This window comes from Streptomyces sp. NPDC020845 (assembly GCF_044334165.1).
GTDB lineage: Bacteria > Actinomycetota > Actinomycetes > Streptomycetales > Streptomycetaceae > Streptomyces.
In genome coordinates, this window is the sequence record NZ_JBIRSJ010000016.1 from 266,004 (window position 1) to 282,515 (window position 16,512).

General features: G+C 69.3%; 9 protein-coding genes. 4 read left to right on the plus strand and 5 right to left on the minus strand.

Annotated elements, in window-relative coordinates:
• Positions 1-2: 2 nt before the first annotated feature.
• Genes ACH4U7_RS38370 through ACH4U7_RS38385 form a run of 4 tightly spaced genes read left to right on the plus strand, consistent with a single transcriptional unit; the run spans position 3 to position 6,423 of the window.
• The gene (locus ACH4U7_RS38370; protein WP_398532388.1) at positions 3-1,442 is read left to right on the plus strand and encodes an alpha-L-fucosidase; all 1,440 of its coding nucleotides are present in this window, start codon (positions 3-5) and stop codon (positions 1,440-1,442) included.
• The gene (locus ACH4U7_RS38375) at positions 1,442-2,386 is read left to right on the plus strand and encodes a hypothetical protein (protein WP_398532389.1); all 945 of its coding nucleotides are present in this window, start codon (positions 1,442-1,444) and stop codon (positions 2,384-2,386) included. The genes ACH4U7_RS38370 and ACH4U7_RS38375 overlap by 1 nt, the downstream gene beginning before the upstream one ends.
• Positions 2,383-3,282, plus strand: a complete 900-nt coding sequence (locus tag ACH4U7_RS38380; protein ID WP_398532390.1) for a CARDB domain-containing protein — start codon at positions 2,383-2,385, stop codon at positions 3,280-3,282. The genes ACH4U7_RS38375 and ACH4U7_RS38380 overlap by 4 nt, the downstream gene beginning before the upstream one ends.
• A gap of 18 nt (positions 3,283-3,300) precedes the next feature.
• A complete protein-coding gene (locus ACH4U7_RS38385; protein WP_398532391.1) occupies positions 3,301-6,423 on the plus strand; it encodes an alpha-N-acetylglucosaminidase TIM-barrel domain-containing protein in 3,123 nt (1,040 codons plus the stop codon).
• Between the two features lie 692 nt (positions 6,424-7,115).
• Here ACH4U7_RS38385 and ACH4U7_RS38390 read toward each other — a convergent pair.
• The 5 genes from ACH4U7_RS38390 to ACH4U7_RS38410 are packed head-to-tail and all read right to left on the minus strand — an operon-like array spanning position 7,116 to position 16,446.
• Positions 7,116-8,426 carry a ricin-type beta-trefoil lectin domain protein gene (locus ACH4U7_RS38390; protein ID WP_398532392.1) on the minus strand — a complete coding sequence of 437 codons (1,311 nt, stop codon included), beginning with the start codon at positions 8,424-8,426 and terminating at the stop codon, positions 7,116-7,118.
• A gap of 57 nt (positions 8,427-8,483) precedes the next feature.
• Positions 8,484-10,466: an alpha-L-fucosidase gene (locus ACH4U7_RS38395; RefSeq protein WP_398532393.1), complete on the minus strand. Its 1,983-nt coding sequence runs from the start codon at positions 10,464-10,466 to the stop codon at positions 8,484-8,486.
• Positions 10,467-10,510: 44 nt separating this feature from the next.
• Positions 10,511-12,919, minus strand: a complete 2,409-nt coding sequence (locus ACH4U7_RS38400; protein WP_398532394.1) for a ricin-type beta-trefoil lectin domain protein — start codon at positions 12,917-12,919, stop codon at positions 10,511-10,513.
• A 48-nt stretch (positions 12,920-12,967) separates the two neighbouring features.
• A complete protein-coding gene (locus ACH4U7_RS38405) occupies positions 12,968-14,797 on the minus strand; it encodes an RICIN domain-containing protein (protein WP_398532395.1) in 1,830 nt (609 codons plus the stop codon).
• Between the two features lie 14 nt (positions 14,798-14,811).
• A complete protein-coding gene (locus tag ACH4U7_RS38410) occupies positions 14,812-16,446 on the minus strand; it encodes a glycoside hydrolase family 27 protein (RefSeq protein ID WP_398532396.1) in 1,635 nt (544 codons plus the stop codon).
• Between the last annotated feature and the right edge of the window lie 66 nt (positions 16,447-16,512).

A 16,512-nucleotide genomic window follows, 5' to 3' on the forward strand; every position in this document is an offset into this window, starting at 1 on the left:
TCATGGCAGTCAGCCGCAGAGACCTCCTGACCACCGCGACCGCCCTCGGCGGGGCCGTGCTGCTCGGCCCGCCGGGGATCGCTCACGCCCTCGGCGGCAGGGCGCGCCCCGACTATGAGCCCACCAAGGCGTCGCTGGACACCCACCCGGTGCCGCGCTGGTACAAGGACGCCAAGTTCGGCATCTTCATCCATTGGGGCGTCTACTCGGTGCCCGGGGGCACCGGACGGCACAACGCGGGCGAGTGGTACCTGTGGTACCAGAGCTTCAAGGACACCGCCGAGTGGAAGTACCACCGGGACACCTACGGCGAGGACTTCGTCTACGACGACTTCATCCCGCAGTTCAAGGCCGAGAACTTCGACCCGGACTCCTGGGTCAGGCTCTTCGAGCAGGCGGGCGCCCAGTACTTCGCGCTGACCAGCAAGCACCACGACGGTTTCGCCCTCTTCCCCAGCGAGGTCACCGACCGGCACTCGGTGAAGTACGGCCCCAAGCGCGACCTGGTCGGTGAGCTGATGACCGCCGCCCGAAAGCGCGGCACCGTACGGCCGGGCCTCTACTACTCGCTCGGCGAGTTCTTCAACCCGGCCATCGGCCGGCCGATGAAGAACTTCTACACCGACGAGGAAATCCCGATGGTCGGCTACAAGCCGGTCCAGGACTACGTCGGCGACTACGAGCTGAAGCAGCTCTACGAGATCATCGACCGGTACGACCCCGAGCTGCTGTGGGCGGACGGCCAGTGGTTCCGGCCCACCGGGGAGCCGCCGTGGCGCAGCGAAGAGCCCATGGCCTACTACTACAACAAGGCGAAGAACCGGGCGCGGCCCAAGGGCGTCGTGATCAACGACCGGTTCGACACCCACTACGACTTCGCCACCTACGAGCAGCGCACCAACCCCACCATGGACCCGCAGAAGTGGGAGTGCTGCATCACCATGGGCTACTCCTGGGGCTACAACAAGCACGAGCTGGACGAGGACTACAAGACCTCCGAGTTCCTGATCCACCTGCTCGCCGACGTGGTCAGCAAGAACGGCAACCTGCTGCTGAACATCGGCCCCAAGCCCGACGGCACCATCCCCGCCATCATGCGGGAGCGGCTGCGCGACATCGGCGCCTGGCTGGACGTCAACGGCCCGGCGGTCTACGGCTCGACGCCGTGGGTGCGGGCGGAGGAGGAGGGCAGCCCACTCGGCATCCGCTACACGGTCACCCCCGGAAAATTCAACATCATCGCGCTGGGCGCCCCCAGCGGCACCCTGTCGGTGCCCGCCGACATCCCGATCAGCGCCACCTCCAGGATCCGGCTGCTCGGCCACCAGGGCCCGCTGCGGTGGACCCGCGAGGACGGCAAGATCCACATCACGGTCCCCTCCGCTCTCCCCAGCGACATCGCGAATACCTTCACCGTCGACTGGGACCGGGGGCGAGCCTGATGACCGGACGCGACGAAACCCGATTCGACACCCTCGGGCCCACCCTCACCGTGACCACGGTGCCCGCGGACCCGGCCGGCGGCGACGCGGTGACGGCCACCGCACACCTCACCAACGACTGCCCCTTCCCGCTCCGCGACGCCGTTCTCCACCTGATCGGCCCGGGTGCGACGACGGCCGCCAAAACCATCCCCCTCGGCGACCTGCGGCGCGGCGCGAAAGTCACCCGCAGCTGGCAGACCACGATGCCCGCCGACGTGGCGGGCGACGTATCGTTCACCGCGCACCTCGTCTTCGACGTCGACGGCCACAGCTCCGACTGCGCCCGCTCCGCCAAAACCGTCAGCATCCCCTACGAGCCCAACGGCGTGCGGGAGCCGTACACCACCTTCGCCACCACCGACGACGCCACGTTCGGCCAGTACGCCCCCGGCCAATTGGTCATCTGGGCCGGTGGCCGGGACCTGTCCGGCGGCACCGACGAGAAGGGGGTCATCTACCTCCCCGGCGCCGCCGCCGAGTCCTGTGTGGTGCAGGTCAGGACGGCCGGCCTGACCGGCAGCGACAACCCCAGCGCCAAATCGGGGATCGCGATCGCGGGCGACCTGACCGCACCCGGCAAGGGCGGCTACGCGGTGCTGACCATGTCCGCCCGGTACGGCCTCGAATTCATGACGGACAGCGACGGCGACGGACACCTGGACACCTGGGCCGGGGGCGGCGGCTCCTACCACCCCGCCTGGCTGCGCCTGGTGCGCTCGGGCACCACCTACACCGCGTACGCCACGGGCAACGGGCTGGCGTGGGAGCGGGTCGGCACCGCCACCGTGCCGTCGGCGAGCGGCGCCGGGGACGCGGGAGTCATCGCCAGCGCCGTCAACGCCAACTACCCGGGCACCACCGTCCGGGCGGTCTTCGACCACTTCTCGGTGGAGGCGCCATGAACGGCCACGCGTACCGGCCCGACGAGGACTTCCTCACCCCGCCCATCTCACTGAACGTGTCGCCGACGAGTCCGCAGGCGGGCTCGGCGGTGACGCTGACCGCCACCGTCACCAACACCGCCCCGATCGCGCTGCGTGACACGGTGCTCTACTTCGCCGTGGACGGCTCCGGGCGGCCGTCCCCTCTGGGCAGCCTGGCGCCCGGTGCCACGGCCACCCGCAGCTGGCGGACCCGGCTCGCCGACGACGCCGAAGGCCTCGTCTCGTTCACCGCCCACGCGCTCTTCGACGTCCACCGCGACGGCTCCGACTGCGCCCGCGCCACCTCGTCGGTGCGGCTGCCGAACCGGTCGCTCGCCGGTGCCTTCGACAACGCGGGCATCGCCTCCGACGACGCCCTCACGGTCGCCGACATCGACGGGTCGCGGTCCAGCCTGTCCGCGCAGGCGCTGGCCTCGGTCGGGCTGACACCGGGGGCGGCGGTGACGTACGACGGGACGGCCTTCACCTGGCCGGACACCCGGCCGGGGAACAAGGACAACGTCGTCGCCTCCGGGCAGACCGTGCTGCTGTCCGGCTCGGGCTCCCGGCTGGCCTTCCTGGGCACCAGCACCTGGGGCGAGGGCAAGGGCGAGGGAGCCGTCGTCTACGCCGACGGCACGCGGCAGGCGTTCTCCGTCGCCGTCCCGGACTGGTACGGGGCGCACGGCTCCGCCGCCGTGGTGGTGCCGTACCGCCACATCTCCACCGGCCGGGACGACACCCCGGTCAGCCTCTACGTGTTCGGCGTCGAACTGCAGGACAAGGAAGTGCGCGCCGTCGTGCTGCCGAAGGTCAGCGACGGCCTGCAGTCGGGCGTCCCCGCCCTGCACATCTTCGCGATGACGGTCGCCTGAAAGGAAATTCTGAACAACATGGACAACAACGAAGGCGTCAGCCGCAGACGAGTGCTGACCGGAGCGGCCGCCGTGAGCGGCGCGCTGCTGCTGGCGAAGCCGCAGGCCGCGCGGGCGGCCACCGGGAACGGGAGCGCCCGGCCGTTCGACACGGCACCGGCCGCCGCCGCGCTGCGGCGGCTGGTGCCCGCCCACCACCAGCAGGTCACGCTGCGCGCGGTGGCGGCCGGCGACGGCGACCACTTCCGGGTCACCGGCCGGGCCGGGAGCATCACGGTGGAGGGCACCAGCCCCGCCGTACTGCTCACCGGGTTCAACCGGTACCTCGCCGAGACCGCGAAGGCCGACATCTCCTGGAACGGCGAGCAGCTGAACCTCCCCCGGCTGCTGCCCGCGCCCGGCGCGGAGATCACGGGAGCGGCGAACGTCGCCCACCGGTTCGCGTACAACGACACCAACGAGGGCTACACCGGCGCCTACCGGGGCTGGAAGGCCTGGGAGCGCGAGATCGACGTGCTCGCGCTGCACGGCATCAACGAGGTGCTCGTGTACATCGGTGCCGACGCCGTCTACTACGACACCTTCCGGGACTTCGGCTACTCGGACGCCGAGCTGCGGGCCTGGATCCCCGCCCCTTCCCACCAGCCCTGGTGGCTGCTGCAGAACATGTCGGGGTTCGGCGGTCCGGTGTCCAAGCACCTCATCGACCAGCGGGCCGCCCTCGCCAAGAAGATCATCGCCCGGGTGCGGGAACTCGGCATGACCCCCGTGCTGCCCGGCTACTACGGCACCGTGCCGGACGACTTCCTGGCCAAGAACCCCGGCGCGTCGCTGGTCTCCCAGGGCACCTGGGGCGCCTTCAAGCGCCCCGACTGGCTCGATCCGCGCACGGACCTCTTCGCCCAGGTCGCCGCCGCCTTCTACCGGCACCAACGGGAACGCTACGGCGACAGCTCCATGTACAAGATGGACCTGCTGCACGAGGGCGGCAACCCCGGTGACGTGCCGGTCGGAGAGGCGGCCAAGGCCGTCGAGGCGGCTCTCCAGAAGGCACACGCCGGGGCGGTCTGGGCGATCCTGGGCTGGCAGACCAACCCCAGCCGGGAGATCCTCGGCGCGGTCGACAAGAGCACGATGCTCGTCGTCGACGGCCTGTCCGACCGCTACACCACCGTCACCGACCGGGAGAGCGACTGGGACGGCACCCCGTACGCCTTCGGCTCCATCTGGAACTTCGGCGGTCACACCCCGATCGGTGCCAACGCTCCCGACTGGGTGGAGCAGTACCCGAAGTGGCGGGACAAGACGGGCAGCGCGCTCGCCGGGATCGCGATGATGCCGGAGGGCGCCGACAACAACCCCGCCGCGATGGCCCTGTTCACCGACCTGGCCTGGACGCCCGGCGCCATCGGCCTCGACGACTGGTTCGCCTCGTACGCCGTGTCCCGGTACGGCGGCGAGGACCCGCACGCCGTCGCCGCCTGGAAGGCGATCCGTGACACCGCGTACAACATGTCCCGCGCGGACGCGTGGAGCGAGGCGCCCGACGGGCTGTTCGGTGCCCGGCCGAGCCTGGGCGCCAACAAGGCCGCCGCGTGGGGCCCGGAGGCCGACCGCTACGACACCACGGCCTTCGACGCGGCGCTCACCGAACTGCTCCAGGTCGCGCCGGGGCTGCGCGACAGCTCGGCCTACGCCTACGACCTGGCCGACGTGGCCCGCCAGGTGCTTTCCAACCGCAGCCGGATGCTGCTGCCCCAGATCAAGGCGGCGTACGAGGCCAAGGACCGCGGCCGCTTCGACCGGCTCACCAAGACCTGGCTCAGCTGGATGAAGCTGATGGACCAGGTGCTGGCCACCAGCGGCCAGCACCTGCTCGGACGGTGGCTGGCCGACGCCCGGTCCTGGGGCGCCACCAGGGCGGAGAGGGACCAACTGGAGTACGACGCACGGTCGATCATCACCACCTGGGGCGGCCGCGCGAGCAGCGAGGAGGGCCTGCACGACTACGCCAACCGGGAGTGGTCCGGACTGCTCGGCGGCCTCTACCACCTGCGCTGGAAGACGTACTTCGACGCGTTGTCCACGGCGCTCGCGGCCGGCCGGCAGCCCGCCGGGATCGACTGGTTCGCGCTGGAGGACCACTGGGCGCACCAGCACGACAGCTACCCGACGCGGACGTCGGGCGACATCCACAAGCTGGCCCGGAAGGTGCGGGACACCCTGACCGCGGATCCCCACCAGGTGGCGCTGACCGCGTCCGCCGACGGGGGAGCGGTGGCCGAGGACCGCCCGGCCACGGTCACCGTGTCGTTCACCAACCGCAATGGGTTCGGCCCGGCGACGGATGTGAGCCTGTCGGTCGACGCGCCGGAGGGGATGACCGCCGAGCCGGCCGGCCCGACCACCGCGGCGTCCGTCGCCCCGGGCGAGACGTTCTCGGCGAGCTTCCGGGTCACCCTCACCTCCGCGGCCGCCGGTGAGCTGGTCTCCCGGGTGCCGGTGGGCGCGTCCTACCGGACCGGCGGCTCGCGGGGCTCGGCCTCGGCAGCCGTCCGTCTGATGGCGGGCACCGGTGTACAAGCGCCCTACCGAACGGCTTCCTTCAACGACGCCGTCTTCGGCCAGTCGGGGGACGGACTCGCCATCGAAGGCGGGGGCGCCGATCTGTGGGGTGGCACCAATGAGTTCGGCACGATCCACCGGGTCGCCGCCTTCGGTTCCGCCTCGGTCGCCACGGTCCAGGTCACCTCGCAGGACAACACTGGCGGCTGGGCCCGCGCCGGGCTGATGGTCCGTAACGACCTCTCCGCGAACGGCGACGGCTCGGCCGGGTACGTCAATCTGGCGGTGACACCGTCCAACGGATGCGCCCTGTCCTGGGACGCCGACGGCAACGGAACACTCGACTCGATCGAACTGGCCGGGTCTTTCGCCGCCCCGGTGCATCTGCGGCTGACGCGCTCCGGCGACGCCTATACCGGCGAGTGCAGCGGTGACGGCGTCTCATGGACCACGGTCGGCACGGCCACCCCGGGCGGCGTTGCCGACGCCCAGGACATCGGGGTATTCATGACGGCTGCCAACGGCTGGACCGGCACCCGCGGGATCGCCGCCTTCCAGGGCTTCTCCGTCACCTGAGCACCGCGGTCCGCGCGGTCTTGTCCAACCCCATGGCACCGGCCACCGGGTCCAGAACACGCGAGGTCGCCTGCTGGACTGCCAAGGTCTACGGGACCCGGGACTCGCGCAGATCACGAGCCCGAAAGCACCTTGTGCAGGCCGAGCCTCGCCTCGACCCGCGCAAGGTGGGGTCAGCTTGTTCCGCTTCGGACGGACCTCGGGCGGCCAGCTGCGCCCCGCACCGACTACGCGCGATAGGGCAAGGGTGGATCTGACTCGCATCCCTTCGGGCAGCCATGCGAATCCCCACCTCACGCCCTGACAACAGTGCAGGTCACGGCCCTGAGGCCATGACGCCGCAGACCCTGGACACACAATCTCCACATGAACCCGACGCGACCCCCACTCCATGAGATCGAGAGAAACCCCAGGCCAGCGCGGTGCCAGCCCGACAATCTCGCGCGACCCATTTCGGTCACCTGCTCGACGCCTCACACAGAAAGCCTGGTCAGCGCACCGACCAGGCTTTTGGAGTGAGTGTCCGAGGACCGACACGACCACCACGCCCCCGCCCTGGCACGGCCGACGCGGCTGGTGGTGGGGTAGGTGGCCAGGCAGCCAACGCCCACAAGCACGCGTCCGACTGCATGCTTCGCGGAGGCTGCCCGGTTCGGGGCCGGACCGGTTGGCGCCCGGCCCTGAAGTCCGTGTCAGCTCTTCAGATCCCACTGCTGGTTCGATGCGCCCGAGCAACTCCACAGTTGGATCTTCGTTCCGTCGGCGGTGTTCGCGTCGCCGGCCTCAAGACACAACCCCGACTGCACTCCTGTGATCGTGCCGTTGGCGTTGACGTTCCACTGCTGGTTCGTCTGCCCGTTGCAGTCCCAGATGATCGCGGCAGTGCCATTGCCGGTGCCCCGCCCGGAGGCGTCCAGGCACTTGCTGCCGTAGATCATGAGTTGCTTGGAGGCGGTGTAGGTCCACCGCTGGTTGGTGCCGCCGTGGCAGTCCCACAGCTGCGCCTGGGTGCCGTTGGCCGTGGTGGAGTTGGGGATGTCGATGCAGCGGCCCGACTGCCCGCCGACGATCTGCTGGCCGGTGGGCAGGGGCGGGGTGGTCGAGTCGAACTGGGTGAAGAACTTCCACACCTCTCCCGACGTCCAGGTCTGCCAGCCGCTGCCGCCGCTGTCGATGGGGCCGGGGTCGTGACCCCCGTCGAACGCGGCCCATACGACGGGATGCCCGGACGAGCACCCTGAGTAGGCCGTGATGATGTGCGTGTGGCTGCCGGACGACGGCTCGGGCGGGTTCTGCGGGGTGCAGCCGTTGTTCCGTACGAACGTGTCGCGCAGCGCCCGTCCCGAAGAGATGGGCAGGACGTTGTCATTGATGCCGTGGAGCCCCATGTACGCGATGGGCTGGGTGCCGCCGCCGCAGCCGCTGAGGTTCGCGCCGGAGTAGACCGCGACCGCGCGGAAGACCGTCGCCCGGGAACAGGCCAGGGCGTACGTCATCGCCCCGCCGTAGCTGAAGCCCCCGGCGAACAGCTGCGCCGTGTCGACGCACAGGCCTGCCTCGATCTGCCGGACCATGTCGTCGACGAAGGTCACGTCCTGGCCGCCGGAATTGGCCCAGCCGTTGTTGATGCCCTGGGGCGCCACGAAGATCGTGCCGTTGTTCGCGCTGTCCGCCAGCCGCCTGAGGCCGTAATAGGACCAGTTGTATCCGTCGGTTCCGCCCGAATCGACATCGTTGGCGGTGCCGCCCACCCAGTGGAATCCGAAGACCAGCCGGTAGGCGCGGTTGCTGTCGTAGTTCGCCGGGACCCTGAGGATGTAGCTGCGGTTCTGGCCGCTGCTCGAGATCGTGTGCGTGCCGCTGTTCAGCGCCGGAGCCTTGCCGCATCCGTCACTGGCGGCGGCGGCACTGGCACTGGTGGGCGACGTGCCTGCGTCGGGACTGCGGCCCAGCGCCGTACCGGCACCGGACATGACGAGAAGTGCCGCGGCCACAAGGGGCATTAAGAGGGATCTTCTCTTCTTCACTGCTTCTCCTTTTCCGTCGAGGGCACAGGCGGCTCAGACGCCGGCGATGGTCCATGCGTTGCTGGTGCTGGAATTCGGCGTCCACATCACCGTCGTCGAGCCGGACGTGGTGCTGCCCGCGCCGTCGAGGGCGGTGCCGGTGCCGCGGTTGACGATCTGGTAGCGGTTGTTGCCGAGGCTCTTGAGCGACCACTGCTGGTTGTTGCCGCCGGTCCACGCGCTCTGCCGGGCGGGAGCGCCGTTGGCGGCGTTGCCCCAGCTGTCGGCGGCCATGCCATTGGTGCGGTTCATGATCCGGTAGTAGCCGTTGCCGAGGTCGATCAGCTGCCACTGCAGGTTGCTGCTCCCGTCGTAGGTCCACTGCTTGAGGTTGGAGCCGGAGGCGACGTTGCCCCCGCTGTCGAGTGCCAGCCCGCTGGTCACATTGGTGATCTTGGCCCAGCTGGTGGGAACGCCCGCGCCGTTCAGGGCGGGGATCTGGCCGGAGAAGGTGAGCTTGATCGTGTACGCCAGGGCGCTGAACGGCGCGCCGGACGAGGGCATGGCCAGGTGCAGGCCGGAGGTGTCCTGGGTCGGTGCGGGCAGGTTGATGTACTTGCCTGCGGTGTTGTCCAGCAGTTGTGCGCCGGTCAGGCTGCTGAGGTTGATCCGGTTCGAGCTCAGCGTGGCGATGGTCATGGTGCCGCCCTGCCAGCCCAGCGCGGTGGCGTACAGGACCTTGTTGTCCTGGCTGCGGGTGAACCGGATGTCCTTCGCCGTGCCGGCCACCGGGCCGCTGAACGAGCCTCCGCCCATCTGGGTGGGGCCCTCGCCGTAGCTGGTCCAGGAGCGGGTGCCGTAGATCGCTTCTCCGAAGCGGCCGAGCCAGTCACCCATGGCGAGCAGGATCGACTGCTGCCCGGAGGGGATGGTGCCGTCGGCCATCGGGGCGATGTTCAGCAGCATGCTGCCGCCCTTGCTGACGCGGTCGATCAGCGCGTGCAGCAGGGCCTGCGTCGAGTAGTAGCCGATGCCCACCGTGTAGCACCAGCTGGAGGAGGAGATGCTGTCGTCGGTCAGCCAGTACGGGGTGAGCAGCCCGGCCGGGCCGCCGCGCTCGAAGTCGAAGACCTCGCCCTTGTTGTTGAAGCCGTCCTTGTAGGTCGCGGCCACGTCCTTGTTCCAGGCGACCGCCTGGTTGTAGTAGTGCGCGAGGAACTGGAGCCGGTAGGACTCCTGCACCTGACCCAGGTTGAAGTCCTGCCAGACCAGGTCCGGCTGGTAGCCGTCGACGACCTCGATCAGCTTCTGGTACCAGAGCTGGTTCTCCGCGGCCGCACCCTGCTGGCCGTAGAGGATGCGCAGCGTCGGGTCGGACTGGTACGGCACGTGGTCGTAGTAGCCGGTGAAGTGGTACGCGTGGTGTAGCGAGGCCATGAACTTCAGCCCCTGGTCGCGGATGGCCTTCGCGTGCAGCCCGACGAGGTCGAGCTTCGGGCCGTGCTGGACGGAGTTCCACGGGCTGGCGTGGCTGTCCCACATGGAGAAGCCGTCGTGGTGTTCGGCGACCGGGCCGGCGAACTTCGCGCCCGCGGACTTGAACAGCTGCGCCCAGGCGTTCGGGTCCCACTTGCCGCCCTGGGAGGCGAGCTTGGGGGCGAACTGGACGAAGTTCCCGGCCTTGTCGCGGGCGCCGTCGATGAAGTTGTGGTACGGCCAGGCCGACGGGTCGCCGTAGGTGGCGATGTGGTGCTTGTTCTCGTTCGAGCCGCCGACGTACATGTTGCGCGGATACCACTCGTTCCCGTACGCGGGGACGCTGAAGACGCCCCAGTGGTAGTAGATGCCGAACTTGGCGTCCTGGAACCAGACCGGGGCCGGGGGGTGCTGGTCCACCGAGGACCAGCTCGCGGTGTAGCTCTGCGGGCCGTCGGTGGCGGCGGCCTCGGGGGCGAAGCGCAGCAGACCGAAGGCCGTGGCCGCGCCCGCCGCCGCGATCAGCCGACGCCGGCTGATCGGAAGGGAAGAGGAAGTCATAGGGGGGCCTCTCTGCGTGAGTGGCGCGGGTGGATTCAGGAGGGTCAGCCGTGCGTCCACTTCTGACTGCTGCCGCCGTTGCAGGTCCACAGCTGCAGCAAGGTGCCGTTCGCCGTTCCGCCGCCGGTGGCGTCCAGGCACAGGCCGGACTGGACTCCGGTGATCGTGCCGTTGTCGTGGATCGTCCACTTCTGGTTGGCGCCGCCGTTGCAGGACCAGATGTCCACCTTGGTGCCGGGGCTGGTGCCCTGGCCCGAGGCGTCCAGGCAGGAGCTGCCGTAGACCCGCAGCTCGTCTGCCGCGGTCTTCGTCCACTGCTGGTTGCTGCCGCCGTTGCAGTCCCACAGCTCCACCTGGGTGCCGTTCGTCTGCGACTGGTTCGGCACGTCCACGCACCGGCCGGAACCGGTCCCGGTGATCGGGGCCGTTATGCCGCCGGATCCGCCGGACCCGGGGGTGAGGGACAGGTTGTCGAACTGCGCCGTCTCGGTCTGGCTGGTCGCGTAGCCGACCTGGCCGCCGGCATAGGTGTTGTCGTTCACGGAACCGACCTTCGTATCGTCGATGACGGCGGTGATGCTGCTGCCGGAGAAGGTCAGGCCCAGGGTGTGCCACCGGTTGGTGCCCAAGGCCGCGGTCGTGCCCTGGGCCAGGGTGGTGACGTTGCCGTTGGTGTTCGAGCGCTGGATCGACCACGCGCCGGTGTCGCTCACCCGCAGGTGGTAGGCGTTCAGCTGGCCGGTGCTGCTGTAGTCCTGCACGTTCGCGCGTCCGATCAGCTCGGCGTATCCGGACTGTTCGAGCAGCACGTCGGAGGAGACGGTGTAGTTGCTCCAGCCCACGTCGCCGAGCAGGGCGTGCGGATCGGACAGCGCGTCCCAGGTGATCGGCTTCTGCGGGCTCATCTGGCGCACGCACCTGCCGCTACGGCCGCCGCCACAGCCGACCGCCTCGAAGGCGCCCTGCCAGTCCATGAGGTACTTGGCCTCGGTGCCGGTGGCGTAGCTGTCGAAGGAGTCGCTGTACGGCAGGCCGAACGTGCCCCGGGCGGGACCGGTGGCGGTGCCCTTGCCCTGTCCGGTCGTGGTGGTGAGGGTGTACACGCGGCCGGGCTGCACGGTCAGGCTGAAGGCGCCGCCGGACGGGGTGATGTCCGTCGCGTGCACGAAGTGGTCGGACGTGTTGTTGGACCGGACGTCGGTCGACCAGACGTGGACGGTCTTGGTCGAGGCCAGCCCTCCGGCGACGTTGAAGTTCAGGGTCTGGGCGCCGCCGGCGTCCATCGTCTCGATGACCGTGGAGTAGTCGGAGTTGTTCGTGGACTTCAGGGATACATAGCTGCCGTTGTTCCGGTTGCCGCCGATATAGCCGCTGGAGTCGTCGAGGTAGTGCCACCCCGGGGCGGTGAACTGGCTCGTCTGCGCCATCACCCAGGTGTTCTTGCCGATCGCGTAGTAGCCGGACCACGGCTCCGGTGCCAGGGCGAGCCCCATGGTGGGGTAGGGCAGGTTGGGCGTGAGCGCGGCGACCACAGGCCAGTTGAGATACGCGGTCATCCGGCCGTCGATGTATCCGCGGTTGATGCCGCGGGCCACGGCCGTCGCGCCCGCGTTGTAGTCGTCCGAGCCGTTCTCGCTCGCCCACAGCTGCTTGCCGGACGAGGTGGCGGCCGACGGCACCGAGCAGTTGGTCTGTGCGGAACGGTAGCCGCAGGGGTAGTGCGTGCCGATGATGTCCACCGACGCGCGGAACGCCGCGTTGGAGTTGATGTCGTTCGCCACCGCCCAGTCCGAGTCGGCTGCCACGATCTTTACGTTGCCGTAGCCGTTGGCGTTGAGCGTGCTGCGCAGTTGCTGGTACCAGGAGACGTTGTAGCCGCGCTCGTTCCACCCGCCGAGGTAGTCGATGGTCAGCCCGTGCTGTTTGGCGCAGCCGAGCCACGAGACCAGATAGTTGATCATATCGGTGGACCAGAAGTTGCCGTTGCCGATCCAGCCGGGTGCGCCCCAGGCGAGTCCGTACAGCTTGATGTCCGGGTTGCGCGCCTTGGCCTGTTCCATCAGCCACCACTCGTAGCCCCGGTTGCAGTTCAGGTCGGACCGGGTGTGCTGGTGGCTCGGCTCGGCCCCCGAGGTGGAGTTGGTGTCGCCGCCGACCTCGGCTTTGAGGAGGTGCAGGGAGGCGCCGTAGCCGGGCTTGAACAGGTAGTCCAGGACCTGGCCGCGTTGGGGTTCGGGATAGTCGATCAGGAGTCTGCTGTTGCCGCCCCCGCCGCTGATCGCGCCGACGCCGTCGAAGGTGCGGCCGCCCGACGCGCCGTTGATGGTGATCGAGGTGGCGGCCTGGGCCGGCGTGGCGGTCGTGCCCACGATGCCGCCGACGGCCAGGACGAGGCCCGTGAACATGGCCGTCGGGACGCGCAGGCGCCGGAGTAACTGGCGGAATGCTGACACGATGGATTCCTTTCGCAGGTCAGAGGTGCCCCGTGGCCGGTGCGGTGGTCAGCGGAGGATGAAGTTCTGGTTGGTGCCGGGCGCGTTCTTGCACGGCCATTGGTCGAGTTGCTGGCCCGGGTTGCTGGAGGCGCCGTAGACGTCCAGGCACAGGCCGCTGTTCTGGTTCTGGAATGCGTAGGAGCCGTCGGACTGCCGTACGGGCAGCCAGAGGCTGCTTGCCGCCGTGCCGGTGGCCTGCTGGACGATGTCCGGGGTGCCCGCCGTCGTGGAGCCGCCGGCCACCGCCACATCGAGGCCGGAGTTCTGGGCCCGCAGTTCGCCGTAGCCGCCCGAGGCCGGCAGGAACTGGAATTGCTGGTTGCTCTGCCCGTTGCAGGTCCACTGGTCGATCGTGGCGCCCGCGCTGCCGGAGTTGCCGTTTACGTCCAGGCACAGGTTGTTGTTGGCGACCACGAGCTGGTGGTAGCCGCTCGGGAAGCCGGCCTCGGACGTGGCGGGTGTCAGATAGACCGCGAACGCGTCGTGCGAGGCCTGGAAAGACAGCGGCACGGTGATCGAGCCGCCCGAGGTGCTGACGTTCTGGTCGTACACGGTCTGCGGGGCGGCGAGCGGCGCCTGGTCCGGGATGCGGTGCACGGTGACGTGCACGCTGCCGGCGTCCGCCAGCCAGGGCACGGACGCCAGCCCGTTGAAGGCCACGGACGCGGAGCCGGTGTAGCCGTTCGCGTCGCCGATCATCGCCACGGCGCGCTTGTTGACGGAGTCCTGGGAGGCCGAGATCGCGGTGGAGCCGACCTGGCCGGAGGTCTCCACGAGGGTGCCGGTCATGTCGGCGTAGTCCCGCAGCGCCCACCAGTTGCCGGTCGGCTGCCAGCTTCCCCCGCTCTGGGTCAGGACCCCGGTCAGGTTCGGGGTCATGCAGCACACCCAGTTGCCGCGCATCGCGTTGGTGTACCCGGACTGCGCGAACCGCGCCAGGTACCACGCCGTCACCCCGGCGGTCTGCCGGTCGGCCGGCTGGTACTCGTTCGAGGACAGCGGCAGCGGACCGATGCCCGCCGCGTTCAGGCTGCTGTTGAGGGACTGCGAGACGGTGACCGGGTCGTCGACATCGCCCTCATTGTGGTTGGCGATCATGTCCGGCACCGTCCCGGCCGCCTTTACGTGCGCGAGCCAGGTCTGCCATTGGCCCGGATTACGCTGCGGGGTGAAGGCGAAGGACGGTCCCACGATCTTCGCCGAGGGGGCGAGGCGCCGGATCTCGCGGTACGCGGTGTCCCACATCTGGAAGTACTGGGCGCTGTTCACGCCCCGGGTCCAGAAGTAGGAGATGTCCGGCTCGTTCCAGATGTCGTACGCGAACGTCAGCCCCGAAACCTGCAGCGCTCCCACCGTGGAGTCGATGAAATTGATCCAGTTGGAGCAGTCGCCGTTGTCGCACGGGTACCTGGTGTTCGACGGCTGGCCGCCGTTGGCGCCGTAGATGTCGCTGACCAGCACCTGGTACTGCGCGTGATAGGGCGCCTGGGTGAGCCGTTTTCCCAGCGCGATGATCGAGTCGAGGTCGGCCCGGGTGGCGGAGCCGTACAGGTAGTTGTCCTTGATCCAGCCGCCGGAGAACCAGCCGCCGCCGCGGAACGCGTTGATCCCCAGCGGCTTGATGAACTGGTCCGCCGGCTGGCTGCCGTCCGCCGTGAACCCGTAGAGGAACCCCTCGCCCACGCCGGTCGACGGGCCCCGATTCGACGCCAGGTTCACGCTCAGCGCCTCGCCCGCGGCGGCCCGGCTCTCGGCCGTCGCGAGCAGCTGCAGCACGAACGCCAAGACGATGCCGACCGCGAGTACCAGACGGCCGCGTCTCGCTCTCGTCCTCATGCGATCCTCCGGGGTCAGCTCATCGACCATTGCTGGTTGGATCCGCCGTTGCAGGTCCAGAGGTCGACCAGGGCCCCGTTGGCGGTGGAAGCGCCGGTGACGTCCAGGCAGAGGCCGGACTGGGCGCTGGTGATGGTGCCGTTGGCGTTGACGTTCCACTGCTGGTTGTTCTGGCCGTTGCAGGTCCAGGTGATGACCTTGGTGCCGGGGCTGGTGCCCCGGTCGTAGGCGTCCAGGCACAGCTGGCTGCCGCCGCTGTAGATGGTCAGCTGGTTGGCGGACGTACGGGTCCAGGTCTGGTTGGCGCCGCCGCTGCAGCTCCAGATCTGCAGCTGGGTGCCGCTCGTGGTGGACGAGTTCGGCACGTCCAGGCACTTGCCCGCGCCCACCGCGCGCAGCTCGCCGGTCACGTCGGTGCCGCCGCCGCTGGTGCCGCCCGCGACCCGGTACATCACCGTCCCGTGCGCCGGCACCGAGGCGCTGATCGTGCCCGAGGTGGTCGAGGTCGCTCCCGACCACAGGTCGGTCAGGGCGTAACCGGACGCCCCGGTCTTGCCGATCGCCGCCGCCGTGGTGGAGATGGTCGCGGTCGAGCCCGTCTCGTTGAACAGCACCACCGACACGTCCCCGTTGGCCAGCGGCTTGGCCAGCACGTCCAGGCCGCCCGCGGACGACACCAGGGTGCCCTGCTTCCCCAAGGGGTCCTGGTCGACCGCGATCACCCGGGAGTTGGTCAGCGTGGCCAGGGTGTCCGCACTGGCCTGGGGGATGTTGGTGCCGGCGATCAGCGGCGCGGCCATCTCCGCCCACAGGCTGAACTCGCTGCGGCTCTCGGTGGCCGTCATCGAGCCGTTGCCGACCTCCAGCATGTCCGGGTCGTTCCAGTGGCCCGGGCCGGCGTAGGAGGCCAGCCCCACATTGCTGTGGAAGATCGACAGCATGCTGGCGAAGTTCGCGCTGATGTCTCCGGTGGTACGCCAGCTGTTGCCCACGTTCGCGCCCCAGGTCCACACGCTCTCCTGGCCCCAGTTGCACAGGCTGTACAGGATCGGCCGGTCGGTGGCCGCCAGGGCGTCCCGCATCGCGGTGTACCGGGTCTGCGCCGGCACACCGTTGTTGTTGCAGTTGTCGTACTTCAGGTAGTCCACACCCCACGACGCGAACGTCTGCGCGTCCGTGGTCTCGTGCCCCAGGCTGCCCGGATACCCGGCGCAGGTCGCGGTGCCCGCGTCCTCGTAGATCCCCAGCTTCAGCCCCAGCGAGTGCACGTAGTCCGCGGTGCCCTTGATGCCGTCGGGGAACTTGGCCGGATCCGGCACCAGGCGGCCGGCGGAATCGCGGCTGTGCGTCATCCAGCAGTCGTCGATGTTGACGTACTCGTATCCCGCCGCCTGCATGCCGTTCGTATGCATCGCCTGCGCGGTGGACTTGATCAGCGCCTCGGAGACATTGCAGCCGTACGCGTTCCAGTTGTTGAAGCCCATCTGGGGGGTCCGCGCGAGCCCGTTGTCCAGCGCGGCGGCGGGCTGCGCGGTGCCGGGGGACACGACGGATGCCGCCGCGATGAGCAGCGCGACCGAGGTGACCGCCACCGCCCTGCGCAGGAGCGGACGCGGGAGGAGGGACAGAAGTTGTCCGATAATGACCATGTCAATGACTCTCCTGGGCGGGTCTCTCGTGGCGGTGCTCGGGGTGTGCTGGAGGGGGCCGGCCTC